The following is a 15,949-nucleotide window of genomic DNA, read 5'->3' on the forward strand; positions in this document are numbered from 1 at the left end:
CCGCGCGGCGCGGCGGTGTTGGAGCGCACCCGCGCATCCCCTAACGTCCTCCTCGCTGTGCGCGCCTCGCGCAGCGCAGGACCTCCGCTGGAGAAGAGAACGAGGACGCCGATGCCCGAGTCGCTGAAGCCCGAGACGACGCAGCCGACCCGACCCACCCGACGCGCATTCACCCTCGCGTCCCTGTCGGTGGCCGCCCTGGCCACCGCGAGCGCGTGCGCCGAGAGCGAGCGCGAGAGCGGGAGCGGGGAGAGCAGCAGCAGCGGCGGCGGCAGCGAGGTCGACACCTTCGTCTTCGGCGGCTCGGCCGACCCGGACTCCCTGGACCCGACGTTCGCCTCCGACGGCGAGACCTTCCGCGTCAGCCGGCAGATCTTCGAGGGCCTGATCTCGACCAAGCCCGGCACCACCGAGCTCGCCCCCGGGCTGGCCACGAAGTGGGACGCCTCCGAGGACGGCCTGAGCTACACGTTCACGCTGCAGGAGGGCGTCACCTTCTCCAACGGCAAGCCGTTCGACGCCGCGGCCGTCGTCGCGAACTTCGAGCGCTGGTACAACCTGCGCGGCCTCGCCCAAGGCGAGGACCTCGCGTACTACTACCGCTCCATCTTCCGCGGCTTCAAGATCAACGACGACCCCGCGCTGACCACCAGCCTCTACGCGGGCTCGACCGCCAACCCCGACGGCACCGTGACGGTCAACCTCACGAGCCCCTTCGCCGGGTTCCTCGCCTCGCTGACCCTGCCCGCGTTCGGCATGCAGGAGACGGGCGCCGTCGAGGCCGGTGGCGGCAACGGCACCGACGGCAGCGACCCCCGCCAGAGCGCGTACGCCACGACCGGCCCGGTCGGCACCGGCCCGTTCGTGTTCAGCGCGTGGGAGCGCGGCCAGCAGCTCACGCTGAAGCGCAACGACACCTACTGGGGCGAGAAGGCGAAGGTCGCCACGGCCATCGTCCGCTTCATCTCCGACGGCACCGCCCGCCGCCAGGCCCTGCAGAACGGCGACATCGACGGCTACGACCTCGTCGCCCCCGCCGACGTCGAGACGCTCAAGAGCGGCGACTTCCAGGTCCAGAACCGCCCGGCGTTCAACATCCTCTACCTGGGCATCAACCAGGCGGCCCCGGGCCTGGGCGACCTCAAGGTCCGCCAGGCGATCGCCCACGCGATCGACAAGGACGCCGTCGTGAAGAACTCCCTGCCCGAGGGCACGAAGGCCGCCACGCAGTTCGTGCCGGACAACGTCATCGGCTACAACAAGGACGTCACGACCTACGCGTACGACCCGGACGCGGCCAAGAAGCTGCTCGCCGAGGCGGGTCAGGCGAGCCTCGCCCTGAAGTTCAACTACCCGACCGGCGTCTCGCGGCCCTACATGCCGAACCCGGAGACGATCTACAAGGCGATCTCCAGCCAGCTCACGGCCGTCGGGATCCAGATCACCCCCGTCGCGGAGCAGTGGAACCCCAACTACCTGGGCACCGTGCAGGGCGGGGCGGACCACGGCGTCCACCTGCTCGGCTGGACCGGCGACTACAACGACCCCGACAACTTCGTCGGCGTGTTCTTCGGCGCGCAGACGAACGAGTGGGGCTTCAACGACCAGGGCCTGTTCGATGCCCTGGCCAAGGCGCGCACGGCGACCAGCGAGGACGCCCAGGTCAGCGCCTACGAGGACATCAACGAGCAGATCATGACGCTGCTGCCGGGCATCCCGATCGCCAGCCCGGTGCCGTCGCTGGCCTTCGCGCCCGGGGTCGACGGCTACACCGCCAGCCCCGTCCAGGACGAGGTCTGGAACCTCGTCTCGGTGAGCAAGGACAGCTGATGACGGGTGCCGGACGACGGCGCGTGCCGTCGCGTGGACCCGCCGGGAACGGGGCGCGAGGGTGCTGACGCTGATCGTCCGGCGCCTCGGGCTGCTCGTGCTCGTCCTGTTCGGGTTGTCCCTGCTGCTGTTCGCGTGGGTCCGGGCCCTGCCCGGCGACCCGGCGCGGGCCCTGCTGGGGGAGAAGGCGACCCCCGCGGGGATCGCCGAGATCACCGCCCGGTACGGCTTCGACCGGCCCGTGTGGCAGCAGTACCTGACCTACCTCGGCCGGCTGCTGCGCGGGGACTTCGGGGCCTCGATCAACACCGGGGAACCGGTGCTGTCGACGTTCGCGCAGCGCTTCCCCGCGACCATCGAGCTGGCGGTCGCGGCCCTCCTGCTCGCCGTCGTCGTCGGGGTGCCCCTGGGCTACCTCGCGGCGCGGCGGCGCGGGGGGCTGCTCGACAACCTCGCCGTCGGCGGCTCGCTGCTCGGCGTCGTCGTGCCCGTGTTCTTCCTCGCGGTGCTGCTGAAGTACGTGCTGTCGATCTGGCTGGGCTGGTTCCCGACGTCGGGCCGTCAGGACGCCCGCATCGACGCGACCCACATCACGGGGTTCTACGTCCTGGACGGCCTGCTGACGCGGGAGTGGGACGCGTCCTGGGACGCGCTGAAGCACCTGGTGCTGCCCGCGCTGGCCCTGGGGTCCATCCCGCTCGCGATCATCGTGCGGATCACGCGGGCGTCCGTGCTCGAGGTGCTGTCGGAGGACCACGTCCGCACGGCCCGCGCCAAGGGCCTCGCCCGCGGCGTCATCAGCCGGCGCCACATCCTGCGCAACGCCCTGCTGCCCGTGTCGACGACGCTGGGCCTGCAGGCCGGGGCGCTGCTGTCCGGGGCGGTCCTCACCGAGACGGTGTTCTCCATCAACGGCATCGGCAGCTACCTGTTCGACGCCGTCAACCAGCTCGACTACCCGGTCCTCCAGGGGTTCATCCTGTTCATCGCCCTCGTCTACGCCCTCGTCAACCTCGTGGTCGACGTCAGCTACGGCGTCATCGACCCCCGGGTGCGCGTCTCGTGAGCGCTCTCGACGCGATCGCGCCCCCGCCCTCGCCCACGGCCGAACCCACGGGCGAGGCCGGGCTCGGGCCCTGGGCCGCGGCCTGGCGGCGGCTGCGCCGCAACCCCTCCGGCATCGTCGGGGCGGTCGTCGTGGGGCTGTTCGTCCTCGTGGCGGTGCTCGCGCCGCTGCTCGCGCCCTACCAGCCGGCCACCGGTGAGTGGTTCGGCGAGGTCACGCCCACCGCGGTGCCCGGGCCGAGCGCCGACCACGTCCTCGGGCTGGACTCCTTCGGCTCCGACCTGCTGACGCAGCTGCTCTACGGCGCCCGCTCGTCCCTGGTCATCGGCGTGGTCTCCACGGCCGTGGGGCTCGCGGTCGGGGCGGTGCTCGGCATCCTCGCCGGCGGCCTCGGCGGCTGGGTCGACACCCTCGTCATGCGGATCGTCGACATCCTGCTGTCCATCCCGTCGCTGCTGCTCGCCGTCAGCGTCGCCGCCGTCCTCGGGCGCGGCCAGTGGTCGATCATGCTGGCCATCTCCGCGGCGCAGGTGCCGATCTTCGCGCGGCTGCTGCGGGCCTCGCTGCTCGCGCAGCGCGGCCAGGACTACGTCGTCGCGCTGCGCTCCCTCGGCCTGCGCCAGCGGCGCATCGTCGTCGGGCACATGCTGCCCAACTCCCTGGGCCCCGTCCTGGTCCAGGCCACCCTGGTGCTGGCCACGGCCGTCATCGAGGTCGCGGCCCTGTCCTTCCTGGGCCTCGGCGCGGCCGACCCGGCCGTCGCGGAGTGGGGACGCATGCTCGTCACCGCGCAGGACCGCCTCGAGCAGGCGCCCCAGCTCGCCCTCTACCCCGGTCTCGCGATCGCCGTCACCGCGCTGGGGTTCACCCTGCTCGGCGAGGCGCTGCGCGAGGCCCTCGACCCCCGGAGCGACCGGTGAGCCCCTCCCTGCTCGAGGTCGAGGACCTGCGCGTGACGTTCTCGCGCCGCGGGCAGCCCTCGACCACCGCCGTCGACGGCGTCTCCTTCTCCGTGGACGCGGGCGAGGTCGTCGGCCTCGTCGGCGAGTCCGGCTGCGGCAAGTCCGTCACGTCCCTGGCGGTGATGGGGCTGCTGCCGTCGCGGGGCACCACGGTCACCGGCTCGGTGCGCTTCGACGGCACCGACCTGCTGACCATGGCGCCGGGTCAGCTCGCGAGCCGCCGCGGCAAGGACCTGGCCATGGTGTTCCAGGACCCGATGACCTCGCTGAACCCCGTCCTGACCCTGGGGCGCCAGCTCACCGAGGTCCTGCGCGCGCACACCGACCTCGACCGAGCGGCGCGCAAGGCGGAGGCGCTGGACCTGCTCGGCCGGGTCGGCATCCCCGACCCGCGGCGGCGGCTGGGGGAGTACCCCCACCAGCTCTCCGGCGGCATGCGCCAGCGCGTGCTCATCGCGATCGCGCTGGCCTGCAGCCCGCGGCTGATCATCGCCGACGAGCCGACGACGGCCCTCGACGTCACCATCCAGGCGCAGGTCCTGGACCTGCTGACGACGCTGGTGCGGGAGTCGGGGACCGCGATGGTCCTCATCACCCACGACCTCGGCGTCGTCGCCGGCACGTGCGACCGGGTCAACGTCCTGTACGCGGGGCGCGTGGTGGAGTCCGCGAGCCGCCACGACCTCTTCGCCCGGCCGCGGCACCGCTACACCTCGGGCCTGCTCGCCGCCGTCCCCCGCGTCGACGCCCCCGAGGGCTCGCCGCTGCAGCCCGTCCCCGGCTCGGTGCGCGACCGCCTGGAGTGGGACGCGGGCTGCGCGTTCCTGCCGCGCTGCGGCCGCGGCGACGACGCGTGCCGCACGGGCGGCATCCCGCTCGCCCCGACCGCCACCGACCTCGCCCTGAGCCCCGGGAACCCCGACCACGAGGCACGCTGCGTGCACCCCGCTGGAGCGACGACATGACCGCACGACCGCGCGACGCCGCGGACGGCCCCCTCCTGCAGGTGCGCGGCCTGGAGGTCCACTACCCGATCCGCTCGGGCCTGCTCAAGCGCACCGTCGGGGCCGTGCAGGCCGTCGACGGCGTCGACCTCGACGTCGAGCGCGGCACCACCTACGGCCTGGTGGGGGAGTCCGGCTGCGGGAAGTCCACGCTCGGGCGCGCCGTCCTGCGCCTGACGGAGCCCACGGGGGGCTCCGTCCGCATCGCGGGCGAAGACGTGCGCGCCATGGGCCCCGAGGCGCTGCGCCGCGCCCGCCGGCAGATGCAGATGGTCTTCCAGGACCCGCTGGCGAGCCTGGACCCCCGCCAGAGCGTCGAGAGCGCCCTGGTGGAGCCGCTGCGCGTGCACGGCATCGAGGGCGGGCCGTCGGCGTGGCGCACCCGCGTGCGCGGCCTGCTCGACCGCGTCGGGCTGCCCGCGGGCGCGGGCGCCAAGTACCCCCACGAGTTCTCCGGGGGCCAGCGCCAGCGCGTCGGCATCGCCCGCGCGCTCGTCCTGGACCCCGACCTGCTCGTGGCCGACGAGCCCGTCTCGGCGCTCGACGTGTCGGTGCAGGCGCAGGTCCTCGTGCTGCTGCAGGAGCTGCAGGCCGACCTGGGCCTGACCTACCTCGTCATCGCCCACGACCTCGCCGTCGTCAAGCACATGAGCACGACCGTCGGCGTCATGTACCTGGGCGGGATCGTCGAGGAGGGCCCCTCCGCGCAGCTGTACGCGCGGCCGCTGCACCCCTACACGCGGGCCCTGCTCTCCGCGGCCCCCGTGCCCGACCCCGAGGCCGAGGCCACCCGCGAGCGGATCCTGCTGCGCGGCGACCTGCCCAGCCCCGCGGACCCCCCGTCGGGCTGCCGCTTCCGCACCCGCTGCCCGTGGGTGCAGCCGACGCGCTGCGCCGACGAGCGTCCCGCGCTGCGGGTCGTCGCCGGTCACTCGACGGCGCAGCGGGTCGCGTGCCACTGGGCCGAGGAGATCGAGGCCGGGACCGTCTCCCGCGCCGACGCGGCGTGAGGCACCGCGCGGCGCGGGCCGGCGGCCCGACCCCGCCGTTGCCCGCGCCGTCGCCCTGTCGCTAGGTTGCCGCCACACCCTCTCCACCCCTGCGCGCCCGTTCCGCTGCCCGTGAAGGACCACCCCGAGGTGACACCGTGGCTCTGCCTCCCCTGACCGCCGAACAGCGCGCCGCCGCACTGGAGAAGGCGGCCGCCGCCCGGCGGGAGCGTGCCGAGGTCAAGAACCGCCTCAAGTACGCGGGCGGCAGCCTCGAGGAGGTCATCCGCGACGGCCAGGAGAACGAGGTCCTCGGCAAGATGAAGGTCTCGGCGCTGCTGGAGTCGCTGCCCAACGTCGGCAAGGTCCGCGCGAAGCAGATCATGACGGAGATCGGCATCTCCGAGTCGCGCCGCGTGCGCGGCCTCGGCGCCCACCAGATCGCGGCCCTCGTGGACCGGTTCGGGTCCGCGCGCACGGCCGCCACGGCGAACGGGAGCGCGTCCTGAGCCCCGCCACCCCGCCCCCGACGACGCCCGTGACGATGCCGTCCCGGCTGACCGTCCTCGCCGGCCCCACCGCCGTCGGCAAGGGCACCGTGTCCGCGGACCTGCGGGCCCGCTACCCCGACGTGTGGATCTCCGTCTCCGTCACCACCCGGGCGCAGCGGCCCGGCGAGGTCGACGGGGTGCACTACCACTTCCTCAGCGAGGAGGCCTTCGACGAGCTCGTCGAGCGCGGCGAGCTGCTGGAGTGGGCCCGCGTGCACGGCCGGCACCGCTACGGCACGCCCCGCGGGCCCGTCGAGGCCGTCGTGGCCGAGGGGCGCGCGGCGCTGCTGGAGATCGACCTGGCCGGGGCGCGGCAGGTCCGCGAGGCCATGCCGAACGCGGGCTTCGTCTTCCTGGCCCCGCCCAGCTGGGACGAGCTGGTCCGCCGGCTCGTCGGCCGGGGCACCGAGACGCCCGAGGAGCGCGAGCGCCGCCTCGCCACGGCCCGCGAGGAGCTGGCCGCGGAGGACGAGTTCGACGTGAGCATCGTCAACGACGACGTCCGGCGCGCGACCGACGAGCTCGTCGGCTGGATGGGCCTGCCCGTCGCCTGAGCGCCGCGCGCCCGGCGGGCTCGTACTATGGAGCCGTCTGCCCGCCGCCCGAGAGGTCGCGGCGGGCTCGCGCACCACCCCCGATCCACCCCCTACACCGAGGAGCCACCGTGGCTGGAACAGTCGCAGCGCCCGAGGGCATCACCAACCCGCCCATCGACGAGCTGCTGGCCAACGCCAGCGACTCCAAGTACGCCCTGGTCATCTACGCGGCCAAGCGCGCGCGCCAGATCAACGCCTACTACTCCCAGCTGGGCGAGGGCCTGCTCGAGTACGTCGGCCCGCTCGTGGAGACCCACGTGCAGGAGAAGGCCCTGTCCGTCTCCCTGCGCGAGATCAACTCCGGGCTGCTGACGTCGGAGCCCCTCGAGCAGTGAGCAGCCGTCACCTGTGAACACCGTCGGGGACGCCGCTGACCGTCCGCGGGTCGTCCTCGGCGTCGCCGGTGGCATCGCCGCCTACAAGGCGGCGCTGCTGCTGCGCGAGCTCGCAGAGACCGGGCACGACGTCACCGTCGTGCCCACCGCGGCGTCGGAGCACTTCGTCGGGCGCGCGACGTGGGAGGCCCTCTCGGGCCACCCCGTCGCCACCGACGTCTGGTCCGGCGCCGTCGACGTCCCGCACGTGCGGCTCGGCCGCCACGCCGACCTCGTCGTCGTCGCGCCCGCCACGGCCGACCTCCTGGCCCGCGCCGCCCACGGCCTGGCCGACGACCTCCTGACCAACGTCCTGCTGACGGCCACCTGCCCCGTGCTGCTGGTGCCCGCCATGCACACCGAGATGTGGCTGCACGCCGCGACGCAGGCCAACGTCGCCCTGCTGCGCTCGCGCGGCGTGACCGTGCTGGAGCCGGCCTCGGGCCGCCTGACGGGCGCCGACTCCGGCCCCGGGCGCCTGCCCGAGCCCGCCGACATCGCCGCGGCCTGCCGCCGCCTGCTCGTCGGCGGGTCCCGCGGCCGCGACCTCGAGGGCCGCACCGTCGTGGTCTCCGCGGGCGGCACCCGCGAGCCGCTGGACCCCGTGCGCTTCCTCGGCAACCGCTCCTCGGGCCGCCAGGGCGTGGCGCTGGCCGCCGCGGCCGCCGCCCGCGGGGCGCGCGTGACGCTGGTCGCCGCGCACGTCGAGGTCCCCGCGCCCGCGGCCGTGGACGTCGTCCACGTCGGCACGGCGCGGGAGCTGCGCGACGCCGTGCGCGCGCACGCCGCGGGCGCCGACGTCGTGGTCATGGCCGCCGCGGTCGCCGACTTCCGGCCCGCCACCCGCGCCGACGCCAAGATCAAGAAGACCGACGACCCCGGCCAGGACCCCGTGGTCGTGCTGCAGCGCAACCCCGACGTGCTCGCCGAGCTCGTCGCCGAGCGCACCGGTGCGGCCCCGCTGCTCGTCGGCTTCGCCGCCGAGACGGGCGACGCGAGCGGCAGCGTCCTGGAGCACGGGCGCGCCAAGCTGGCCCGCAAGGGCTGCGACCTGCTGGTGCTGAACGAGGTGGGGGAGACCAAGGGCTTCGCCACCCCCACCAACGCCGTGACGATCCTCGGCGCCGACGGCGGCGAGCAGGTCGTGCCCGAGGCCGCCAAGGACGTGGTCGCCGACGTGGTGTGGGACGCCGTCGTGCCTATGCTGACTCCCGCTCGCCCCGCGCCGACCCCGGCGCCTCCCCCCGAGACTGGAGCCCCGTGACCTCCCCGCTGCGCCTGTTCACGTCCGAGTCGGTCACGGAAGGACACCCGGACAAGATCTGCGACCAGATCTCCGACGGCGTCCTCGACGCGCTGCTGCGCCAGGACCCGAGGAGCCGGGTCGCGGTCGAGACGATGGTGACGACGGGTCTCGTGCACGTCGCGGGCGAGGTGACCACCGAGGCCTACGCCGACATCCCCACCATCGTGCGCGAGACCCTGCTCGGCATCGGCTACGACTCCTCCGCCAAGGGCTTCGACGGCACGACGTGCGGCGTCGAGGTGTCGATCGGCTCGCAATCGCCGGACATCGCGCAGGGCGTGGACTCCGCGTGGGAGAACCGCCAGGCCGGCCACGCCGCGGATCCGCTGGACCTGCAGGGCGCGGGCGACCAGGGCCTGATGTTCGGCTACGCCTGCACCGACACCCCCGAGCTCATGCCGCTGCCGATCCACCTGGCGCACCGGCTCTCGCAGCGGCTGTCGGAGGCCCGCAAGAAGGGCGAGGTGCCCTACCTGCGTCCCGACGGGAAGACCCAGGTCACCATCGGCTACGACGGCGACCGCCCCGTGCGGCTGGACACGGTCGTGCTCTCCACGCAGCACGAGCCCGACGTCGACCTGGTCCGGACGCTGACGCCGGACGTGCGCCGCCACGTCATCGAGCCGGTGCTCGAGGGCCTCGACCTCGACACCTCCGACATCCGGCTGCTCGTGAACCCCACGGGCCGCTTCGAGATCGGTGGCCCGATGGGCGACGCGGGCCTGACGGGCCGCAAGATCATCGTCGACACCTACGGCGGCATGGCCCGCCACGGCGGCGGTGCCTTCTCGGGCAAGGACCCGTCGAAGGTCGACCGCTCCGCCGCCTACGCCATGCGCTGGGTCGCCAAGAACGTCGTCGCCGCGGGCCTCGCGAGCCGCTGCGAGGTGCAGGTCGCCTACGCCATCGGCAAGGCGCAGCCCGTCGGCCTCTACGTCGAGACCTTCGGCACCGAGACGGTCGACCGGGTCCGCATCGAGGCCGCGATCCGCGAGGTCTTCGACCTGCGCCCGGCCGCGATCGTGCGCGACCTCGACCTGCTGCGCCCGATCTACGCGCAGACCTCCGCCTACGGCCACTTCGGCCGCGAGCTGCCCGACTTCACGTGGGAGCGGACCGACCGCGTCGAGGGCCTGCGGTCCGTCGCGGGCTCCTGAGCGAGGCGCCCCCCACGCTGGACGGCCTGCCCGCGCCCGTCCCCGGCGAGAAGGCGGTCAAGCGGGCGGGCCGGCGGACCCCGGCGAAGAAGGCCCGCGGGCCCGTCGAGGGTGTCGCCGAGCAGGACCCGGTGGCGCGCGTGCTGGTCACGGTGCCGCTGCCGCACCTGGACCGCGCCTTCGACTACCTCGTCCCGGCGTCCATGGCGGCCGCCGCGCAGCCCGGGACCCTGGTCCGGGTGCCGTTCGCCGGCAGCGACGTCGAGGGCTTCGTCCTGGAGCGCCTCGCCGAGAGCGAGCACCCGGGCCGCCTCGCGCGGCTGCGCCGGGTCGTCTCCGACGTCCCCGTGCTCACCCCGCAGGTCCTGGAGCTCGCCCGCCGGGTCGCCGCGCGCTACGCGGGGACGCTCGCCGACGTCGTGCGCCTGGCCGTGCCCGGCCGGCATGCGGGCGCCGAGACCGCCGTCCTCGCCGAGGACCCCGCGCCCGAGCGCCCCGCTGCGACGCTCGGCGACGACCTCGCGGGCTGGGAGCTGCACTCGGCGGGCCGCGCGTTCCTGCAGCACACCGCGGCCGGGTCCTCCCCGCGCGCGGTGGCGACGTCCGCGCCCGGGACCGACCCCGTCGAGCTGCTCGCCGTCGCGGCGCTGGCGTGCCTGGCCTCAGGCCGCAGCGCACTGCTCGTCGTGCCCGACCACCGCGACCTCGACCGCCTCGACGCGGCGCTGACCCGGCGGCTGCCGCCCGGGACCCACGTGCGCCTGGAGGCCGACGCCGGCCCCGCGGCCCGCTGGTCCGCGTTCCTGCGGGCCCTCACCGGCCGGGCCCGCGTCGTCGCCGGGACCCGCGCCGCGGCGCTCGCCCCCGTGCCGGGCCTCGGGCTCGTCGCGGTGCTCGACGACGGCGACGACTCCCACGCCGAGCAGCGCGCGCCCTACCCGCACGCCCGCGAGGTGGCCGTGCTGCGCGCCGAGCAGGACGGCGCCGCGGCGCTCCTGCTCGGCACCACCCGGACCGCCGAGGGGCAGCTGCTGCTGGAGAGCGGCTGGGCCCGCGCCGTCGTGGCCTCGCGCGACGCGGTCCGCGCCCGGATGCCCCGCGTCACCGTCGCGGGCACGTCCGGCCCGAACGCCCAGGACCCGCTGGCGGCCGCGGCCCGGCTGCCCAGCGACGGCTGGCGCGTGGTGCGCGAGGCGCTGCAGCACGGCCCCGTCCTCGTCCAGGTCCCGCGCACCGGCTACGTGCCCGTGCTGGCCTGCCAGCGCTGCCGCGAACCCGCGCGGTGCACGGCGTGCGCGGGGCCGCTGTCGGTGGCCGGGCGCTCCGAGACCGCGAGCTGCCGCTGGTGCGGGCGGCTCGCGACGGGCTGGACGTGCCCGGTGTGCGGCGACGACCGCTTCCGCGCGATGGTCACGGGCGCGCACCGCACGGCCGAGGAGCTCGGCCGGGCCTTCCCGGGCGTCGGCGTGCGCACCTCCGGCGGGTCCCGCGTGCTGGACACCGTGGCCGCCGAGCCGGCGCTGGTCGTCTGCACACCCGGCGCCGAGCCGGTCGCCGCGGGCGGCTACGCGGCCGCGCTGCTCCTGGACGGCTGGGCCCTGCTCGGGCGCCCCGACCTGCGCGCGCAGGAGGAGGCGCTGCGCCGCTGGATCACCGCCGCCTCGCTCGTGCGCAGCGCCCGCGAGGGCGGCACCGTCGTCGTGGTCGCCGACCCGCAGGCCGCGGCCGTGCAGGCCCTCGTGCGCTGGGACCCGCCGACCTTCGCCGAGCGCGAGCTCGCCGCCCGCGCCGAACTCGGGCTGCCGCCGTCGTCGCGGATGGCCGGCTTCATCGGCACCGACGCCGACGTCCGCGCCGCCGTCGCCGACCTGCGCTCGCCCGCGTCGGCGCGCGTGCTCGGCCCCGTGCCCGTCACGGCCCGCGGCGGCGAGGAGCTCGTGCGGACGCTCGTCGCCGTGCCGCTGGCCGAGGGGCCCGCGCTGACCACGGCCGTGCGCGAGCTCGTCGCCGGCCGCAGCGTCCGCAAGCTGCCGCCCGTGCGGGTGCGGGTCGACCCGCCCGACATCGGCTGAGCTCAGAGGTCGCGGGTCGTGCGCTCCACGACGGTCGGCTGCGCGGCGCGCACGGTCGTGCTGGTGCGGCGGCGCGGGGCGAAGAACGCGAACTCGAGGATGATCCCGAGGACGCCGACGGCGAGCAGGATGTAGCCGACCACCTTGAGGTCGATGCCGCTGATGCTGACGTTCACGGCGAAGGCGAGGATCGCCCCGAGGGCGATGAGGAAGATGCTGGATCCGAGGCGCATGGACCCAGCGTGGGCCCCGGCGTGGGCGCGGGGGTGCTCCCCGTGATCTCGTCACCCGTTCGCCGCGGTACGCGACCCGGCTGCCGCACCGGGTGGGGCCGCGGGAGACCGCGGGGGCGGGTGCGCTTCGATGACCGCGTGGACCCTCGAGGAGCAAGCGCACCCGGACGACGGATCGCCTGGATCGACGCCACCGCGGGCGTCGCCGGCGACATGCTGCTGGGCGCCCTCCTGGACGCCGGGGCGGACCTGGACCGGGTCCGCGCAGCCGTGGACGCCGTCGTCCCCCGGGCCGTCGCGCTGCGCACCGCGCCCGTCACCCGGGCGGGGCTGCGCGCCCTCAAGCTCGACGTCGACGTCCTGGAGGCCGACTCCCCGCACCGGCACTGGTCGGGCATCCGGGAGCGGCTCGTCGCGGCGGACCTCGACGCGGGCGTGCGCGAGCGGGCGCTCGCGGTGTTCACCCGGCTCGCCGAGGCCGAGGGCCGCGTGCACGGCATCCCCGCCGAGGACGTGCACTTCCACGAGGTCGGCTCGCTCGACTCCATCGCGGACGTCGTGGGGGTGTGCGCGGCGCTGGTCGACCTCGGCGTCGAGGACTTGCGGGCCTCGGCGGTCGCGGTCGGCTCGGGCACCGTGCGGGCCGCGCACGGCACCCTGCCCGTCCCGCCGCCGGCCGTGGTCGAGCTGTCGCGCGGCTGGGAGGTCTTCGCGGGCGGGACGGGGGAGCTGGCCACCCCGACGGGCATCGCGCTCGTCACGACCCTCGCGGAGGGGCCGGTGCCGCTGCCGCGCCTCGTGGTCGAGGCCGCCGGGTCCGGCGCCGGGACGCGCGACCCCGCCGAGCGGGCCAACGTCGTGCGGGTCGTCCTGGGCCGGGCTGCTGACGCGGCGCCCGTCCAGGACGCCGTCCTGCTCGCCGCCACCGTCGACGACCTGGACCCCCGCGTGTGGCCGGAGGTCCTGCGCGAGCTGCTGGCCGCGGGCGCGCTCGACGCGTGGCTGACCCCCGTCCTCATGAAGAAGGGCCGCCCGGGCCACACGCTGGAGGTCCTCGCGGCCCCCGACCGCGCCGACGCCCTCTCCGACGCCGTGCTCCGCCACACCAGCACGCTCGGGGTCCGGCGCAGCCCCGTCACGCGCGACGTCCTGGACCGCGACCACCACGCGGTCGACGTCGACGGGCACACCGTCCGCATCAAGGTCGGCCACCGCGGCGGGCTCGTCGTGCAGGCCATGCCCGAGTTCGAGGACGTCGTCGCGCTCGCCCGCGCCCGGGGGACGGCGGTGCAGGACGCCCTGCTCGCCGCCCACGCGGCCGCGGTCTCGGCGGGTCTCGTGCCCGGGGCCACCTGGGCCTGAGCGTCCGCCCGCCGCGGCGCCGGCAGCGGGTCGTCAGCCGGGGGAGTACCGCGCGATCTGGGCGGCCAGGTGGCCTGCGCCGTAGCCGTTGTCGATGTTCACGACGGCGACCCCGGGGCTGCAGGACGACAGCATCGTCAGCAGCGGGGCGACCCCGCCGAACGCGGCGCCGTAGCCGACCGACGTCGGGACCGCGACGACGGGCGCCTCGACGAGACCCGCGACGACGCTGGGCAGCGCGCCGTCCATGCCCGCCGCGACGACGACGACCTGCGCCGAGCGCAGCAGGTCCAGGTGACCCAGGACGCGGTGCAGCCCGGCGACGCCCACGTCCACGACCTCGACGACCTCGCGGCCCAGGTGGCGGGCCGTGAGCGCGGCCTCGCGGGCCACGGGCAGGTCAGAGGTCCCCGCGCAGGCGACCACGACCAGGCCGCCCGTCGCGGGCGGGGGTTCCGCGGGCCAGGCCACGAGCCGCGCGAGGCGGTCGGAGGCCGCGTCCGGCAGCACCTCGGCCAGGGCGTCGGCCTGCTCGGGCGACACCCGGGTGAACAGCGTGCGCGCGCCGCGCTCGCGCAGGTCGAGGGCGATGGCCCGCACCTGCTCGACGGTCTTGGGTTCGCACAGGACGGCCTCGGCCAGGCCGCCGCGCCGGGCGGCGCGGTCGTGGTCGAGGTCGGCGAACGCCGCCAGGGGTTCCGCCGGGCTCCACGACCCGGCGCGGGGCTCAGGCGCCACGCACGCCCACCAGCGGGAGGGTGAACGCGCCGGACTGGATGCCCGCGAGGTCGAGCGCGACGAACCGGAAACCCGCGGAGCGCACGGCCCGCAGGGCGTCCTCGCGCAGCTCCTCGCCCACCACGCGGGCGATGTCCGCGACGGGGACCTCCAGGCGGGCGATGTCGCCGTGGTGGCGGACCCGGACGTCGCCCAGGCCCAGGGCCCGCAACCCCGACTCGGCCGCGTCGACCTGCGCGAGCTTCTCGGGCGTCACCTCGCTGAAGTGCGGGATGCGCGAGGCGAGGCAGGGCGCCGCGGGCTTCTCCGCGTTGGGCAGGCCGAGCTCGCGCGCGAACCGCCGCACCTGCGCCTTGTCCACGCCCGCGTCGGCGAGCGGGCGCAGGACGGCGTGCTCGGTGGCCGCGCGCGACCCCGGGCGGTCGGGGCGGCGGGCGTCGTCCGCGTTCTCCCCGTAGGCGACCGCGCTCAGCCCGTGCGCCGCGACGACGTCGCGGTCGATGGTCGCGAACAGCTCGTCCTTGCAGAAGAAGCAGCGGTCCGGGCCGTTGCGGCGGTAGTCCGGGTTCTCGCCCTCGCGGGTCACGAGCTCCACCAGCGGCGCCCCCGCGACGCGCGCGACGTCGTGCGCCGCAGCGCGTTCGTCGACGGCGAGGCTGGGGGAGACCCCGAGCAGCGCGACCACCCGCGCGGGCCCGAGGGCCCGCACGGCGACGGCGAGCAGGACGGAGGAGTCCACGCCGCCCGAGAACGCGACCCCGAGCCGGCCGGTGGGCACGGCGGAGCGCACCCTCGCGACGAGGTCGTCGAGGACCGCGGTGTCGGCAGCCTCCATCAGATGGAGTTGATGAACGGCGAGGAGTACTCCGGGTCGGCGAGCAGCGCCGTCTCGGCCTCGTCCGCGGGGATCCGGTCGCCCTCGCCCGCGAGGATCATCCCGAGCAGCCGCACGTCGCCCGCGGTGGCGAGCCCGGTGACCTCGGGGTGGGAGAGCACCCACGAGACGGCCGCGCGGATGCGCTCGGCGTCGTCGTACGGCTCGTACCAGGTCGTGTAGTGGCCCTCGGTCGTGCCGTTGGTCCAGTTGCGCCGCGACACCGTCTTGATGGTCATGAGGGCGGCGTCCTGGCGCTGCACCTCGGCGACCAGCGCCGTGTAGGCGTCGCGGAACGTGTCCTCGCGCCACAGCACGGGGTTCAGCGGGGTCAGCACCGAGGCGAACGGGAAGCGGCGCAGGCCCTCCAGGTGGGTCTGCGCGGCGCTCGTGCCGTGGCCGGTGATCCCGACGGCGCGGACGAGGCCCTGCTCCTGCGCCTGCAGCGCGGCCTCCAGGGCGCCCCCCGGGCCGGTGACCTTGTCGAGCTCGCCCAGGTCGCCGACGCCGTGCAGCTGGATGAGGTCGACGTGGTCGGTCTGCAGCCGCTCCAGGGAGCGGTTGATCGACGCCCACGCGCCCTCGCGGTCGCGGTCGCCCGTCTTGGTGGCGAGGAAGATGTCGTCGCGGATGCGCGGCATCCACGGCCCCAGGCGCAGCTCGGCGTCGCCGTAGCTGGCCGCGACGTCGAAGTGGTTGATCCCCCCGTCCAGCGCCTCCTGCACGGAGACGTCGGCGGTGTCCTGGTCGACCCCGCCGAGGGCGGCGGCCCCGTAGATGAGGACCGAGCTCTCGTGTCCCAGCCGGCCCAGCCTGCGTCGCTCCATCGCGTTGC

At 75.5% G+C, this 15,949-nt stretch carries 16 protein-coding genes; 12 read left to right on the plus strand and 4 right to left on the minus strand.

What is annotated here, in order from left to right; all coding sequences use genetic code 11:
- Window positions 1-111: 111 nt before the first annotated feature.
- The 11 genes from F1544_RS02565 (at window position 112) to F1544_RS02615 (ending at window position 11,907) form a co-directional block, all read left to right on the plus strand.
- On the plus strand, window positions 112-1,830 hold the full coding sequence (locus tag F1544_RS02565; RefSeq protein ID WP_167581763.1) for an ABC transporter substrate-binding protein: 1,719 nt from the start codon (window positions 112-114) through the stop codon (window positions 1,828-1,830).
- A 61-nt stretch (window positions 1,831-1,891) separates the two neighbouring features.
- Complete coding sequence (locus F1544_RS02570; protein ID WP_167581765.1) at window positions 1,892-2,896, plus strand: ABC transporter permease; 1,005 nt, start codon at window positions 1,892-1,894, stop codon at window positions 2,894-2,896.
- Complete coding sequence (locus tag F1544_RS02575; RefSeq protein ID WP_167581767.1) at window positions 2,893-3,816, plus strand: ABC transporter permease; 924 nt, start codon at window positions 2,893-2,895, stop codon at window positions 3,814-3,816. The genes F1544_RS02570 and F1544_RS02575 overlap by 4 nt, the downstream gene beginning before the upstream one ends.
- Entirely contained in the window at window positions 3,813-4,823 is a 1,011-nt protein-coding gene (locus tag F1544_RS02580; RefSeq protein ID WP_167581769.1) for an ABC transporter ATP-binding protein, read from the plus strand. Before F1544_RS02575 ends, F1544_RS02580 begins: the two co-directional genes overlap by 4 nt.
- Window positions 4,820-5,872 carry an ABC transporter ATP-binding protein gene (locus F1544_RS02585; protein ID WP_167581771.1) on the plus strand — a complete coding sequence of 351 codons (1,053 nt, stop codon included), beginning with the start codon at window positions 4,820-4,822 and terminating at the stop codon, window positions 5,870-5,872. The genes F1544_RS02580 and F1544_RS02585 overlap by 4 nt, the downstream gene beginning before the upstream one ends.
- 137 nt (window positions 5,873-6,009) lie before the next feature.
- The gene (mihF, locus tag F1544_RS02590) at window positions 6,010-6,360 is read left to right on the plus strand and encodes an integration host factor, actinobacterial type (protein WP_167581773.1); all 351 of its coding nucleotides are present in this window, start codon (window positions 6,010-6,012) and stop codon (window positions 6,358-6,360) included.
- Window positions 6,361-6,395: 35 nt separating this feature from the next.
- Entirely contained in the window at window positions 6,396-6,956 is a 561-nt protein-coding gene (gmk, locus tag F1544_RS02595) for a guanylate kinase (RefSeq protein WP_167581953.1), read from the plus strand.
- A gap of 110 nt (window positions 6,957-7,066) precedes the next feature.
- Window positions 7,067-7,333: a DNA-directed RNA polymerase subunit omega gene (gene rpoZ, locus F1544_RS23860; RefSeq protein ID WP_166608695.1), complete on the plus strand. Its 267-nt coding sequence runs from the start codon at window positions 7,067-7,069 to the stop codon at window positions 7,331-7,333.
- A 13-nt stretch (window positions 7,334-7,346) separates the two neighbouring features.
- Entirely contained in the window at window positions 7,347-8,636 is a 1,290-nt protein-coding gene (gene coaBC, locus F1544_RS02605; RefSeq protein WP_167581775.1) for a bifunctional phosphopantothenoylcysteine decarboxylase/phosphopantothenate--cysteine ligase CoaBC, read from the plus strand.
- Window positions 8,633-9,835, plus strand: a complete 1,203-nt coding sequence (gene metK, locus F1544_RS02610; protein WP_167581777.1) for a methionine adenosyltransferase — start codon at window positions 8,633-8,635, stop codon at window positions 9,833-9,835. The genes coaBC and metK overlap by 4 nt, the downstream gene beginning before the upstream one ends.
- Window positions 9,784-11,907 (plus strand): primosomal protein N', encoded by a 2,124-nt coding sequence (locus F1544_RS02615; RefSeq protein WP_308469840.1) that lies wholly within the window; start codon window positions 9,784-9,786, stop codon window positions 11,905-11,907. Before metK ends, F1544_RS02615 begins: the two co-directional genes overlap by 52 nt.
- Before the next feature lie 2 nt (window positions 11,908-11,909).
- On the opposite strand, the gene F1544_RS02620 is transcribed toward F1544_RS02615, so the two are convergent.
- Complete coding sequence (locus F1544_RS02620) at window positions 11,910-12,140, minus strand: DUF6458 family protein (protein ID WP_167581779.1); 231 nt, start codon at window positions 12,138-12,140, stop codon at window positions 11,910-11,912.
- Between the two features lie 138 nt (window positions 12,141-12,278).
- Here F1544_RS02620 and larC point away from each other — a divergent pair, with 138 nt between their 5' ends.
- On the plus strand, window positions 12,279-13,502 hold the full coding sequence (gene larC, locus F1544_RS02625) for a nickel pincer cofactor biosynthesis protein LarC (RefSeq protein ID WP_208971151.1): 1,224 nt from the start codon (window positions 12,279-12,281) through the stop codon (window positions 13,500-13,502).
- A 33-nt stretch (window positions 13,503-13,535) separates the two neighbouring features.
- Here larC and larB read toward each other — a convergent pair whose 3' ends face one another.
- From larB to F1544_RS02640, 3 genes are read right to left on the minus strand one after another with little or no spacing between them, the layout of a single operon-like run.
- Window positions 13,536-14,240, minus strand: a complete 705-nt coding sequence (gene larB / locus F1544_RS02630) for a nickel pincer cofactor biosynthesis protein LarB (RefSeq protein ID WP_167581781.1) — start codon at window positions 14,238-14,240, stop codon at window positions 13,536-13,538.
- Window positions 14,230-15,075 carry an ATP-dependent sacrificial sulfur transferase LarE gene (gene larE, locus F1544_RS02635; RefSeq protein WP_167581784.1) on the minus strand — a complete coding sequence of 282 codons (846 nt, stop codon included), beginning with the start codon at window positions 15,073-15,075 and terminating at the stop codon, window positions 14,230-14,232. Before larE ends, larB begins: the two co-directional genes overlap by 11 nt.
- A complete protein-coding gene (locus F1544_RS02640; protein ID WP_167581786.1) occupies window positions 15,075-15,941 on the minus strand; it encodes an aldo/keto reductase in 867 nt (288 codons plus the stop codon). Before F1544_RS02640 ends, larE begins: the two co-directional genes overlap by 1 nt.
- Window positions 15,942-15,949 lie beyond the last annotated feature (8 nt).

This window comes from Kineococcus rubinsiae, assembly GCF_011839805.1.
Classification (GTDB): domain Bacteria; phylum Actinomycetota; class Actinomycetes; order Actinomycetales; family Kineococcaceae; genus Kineococcus; species Kineococcus rubinsiae.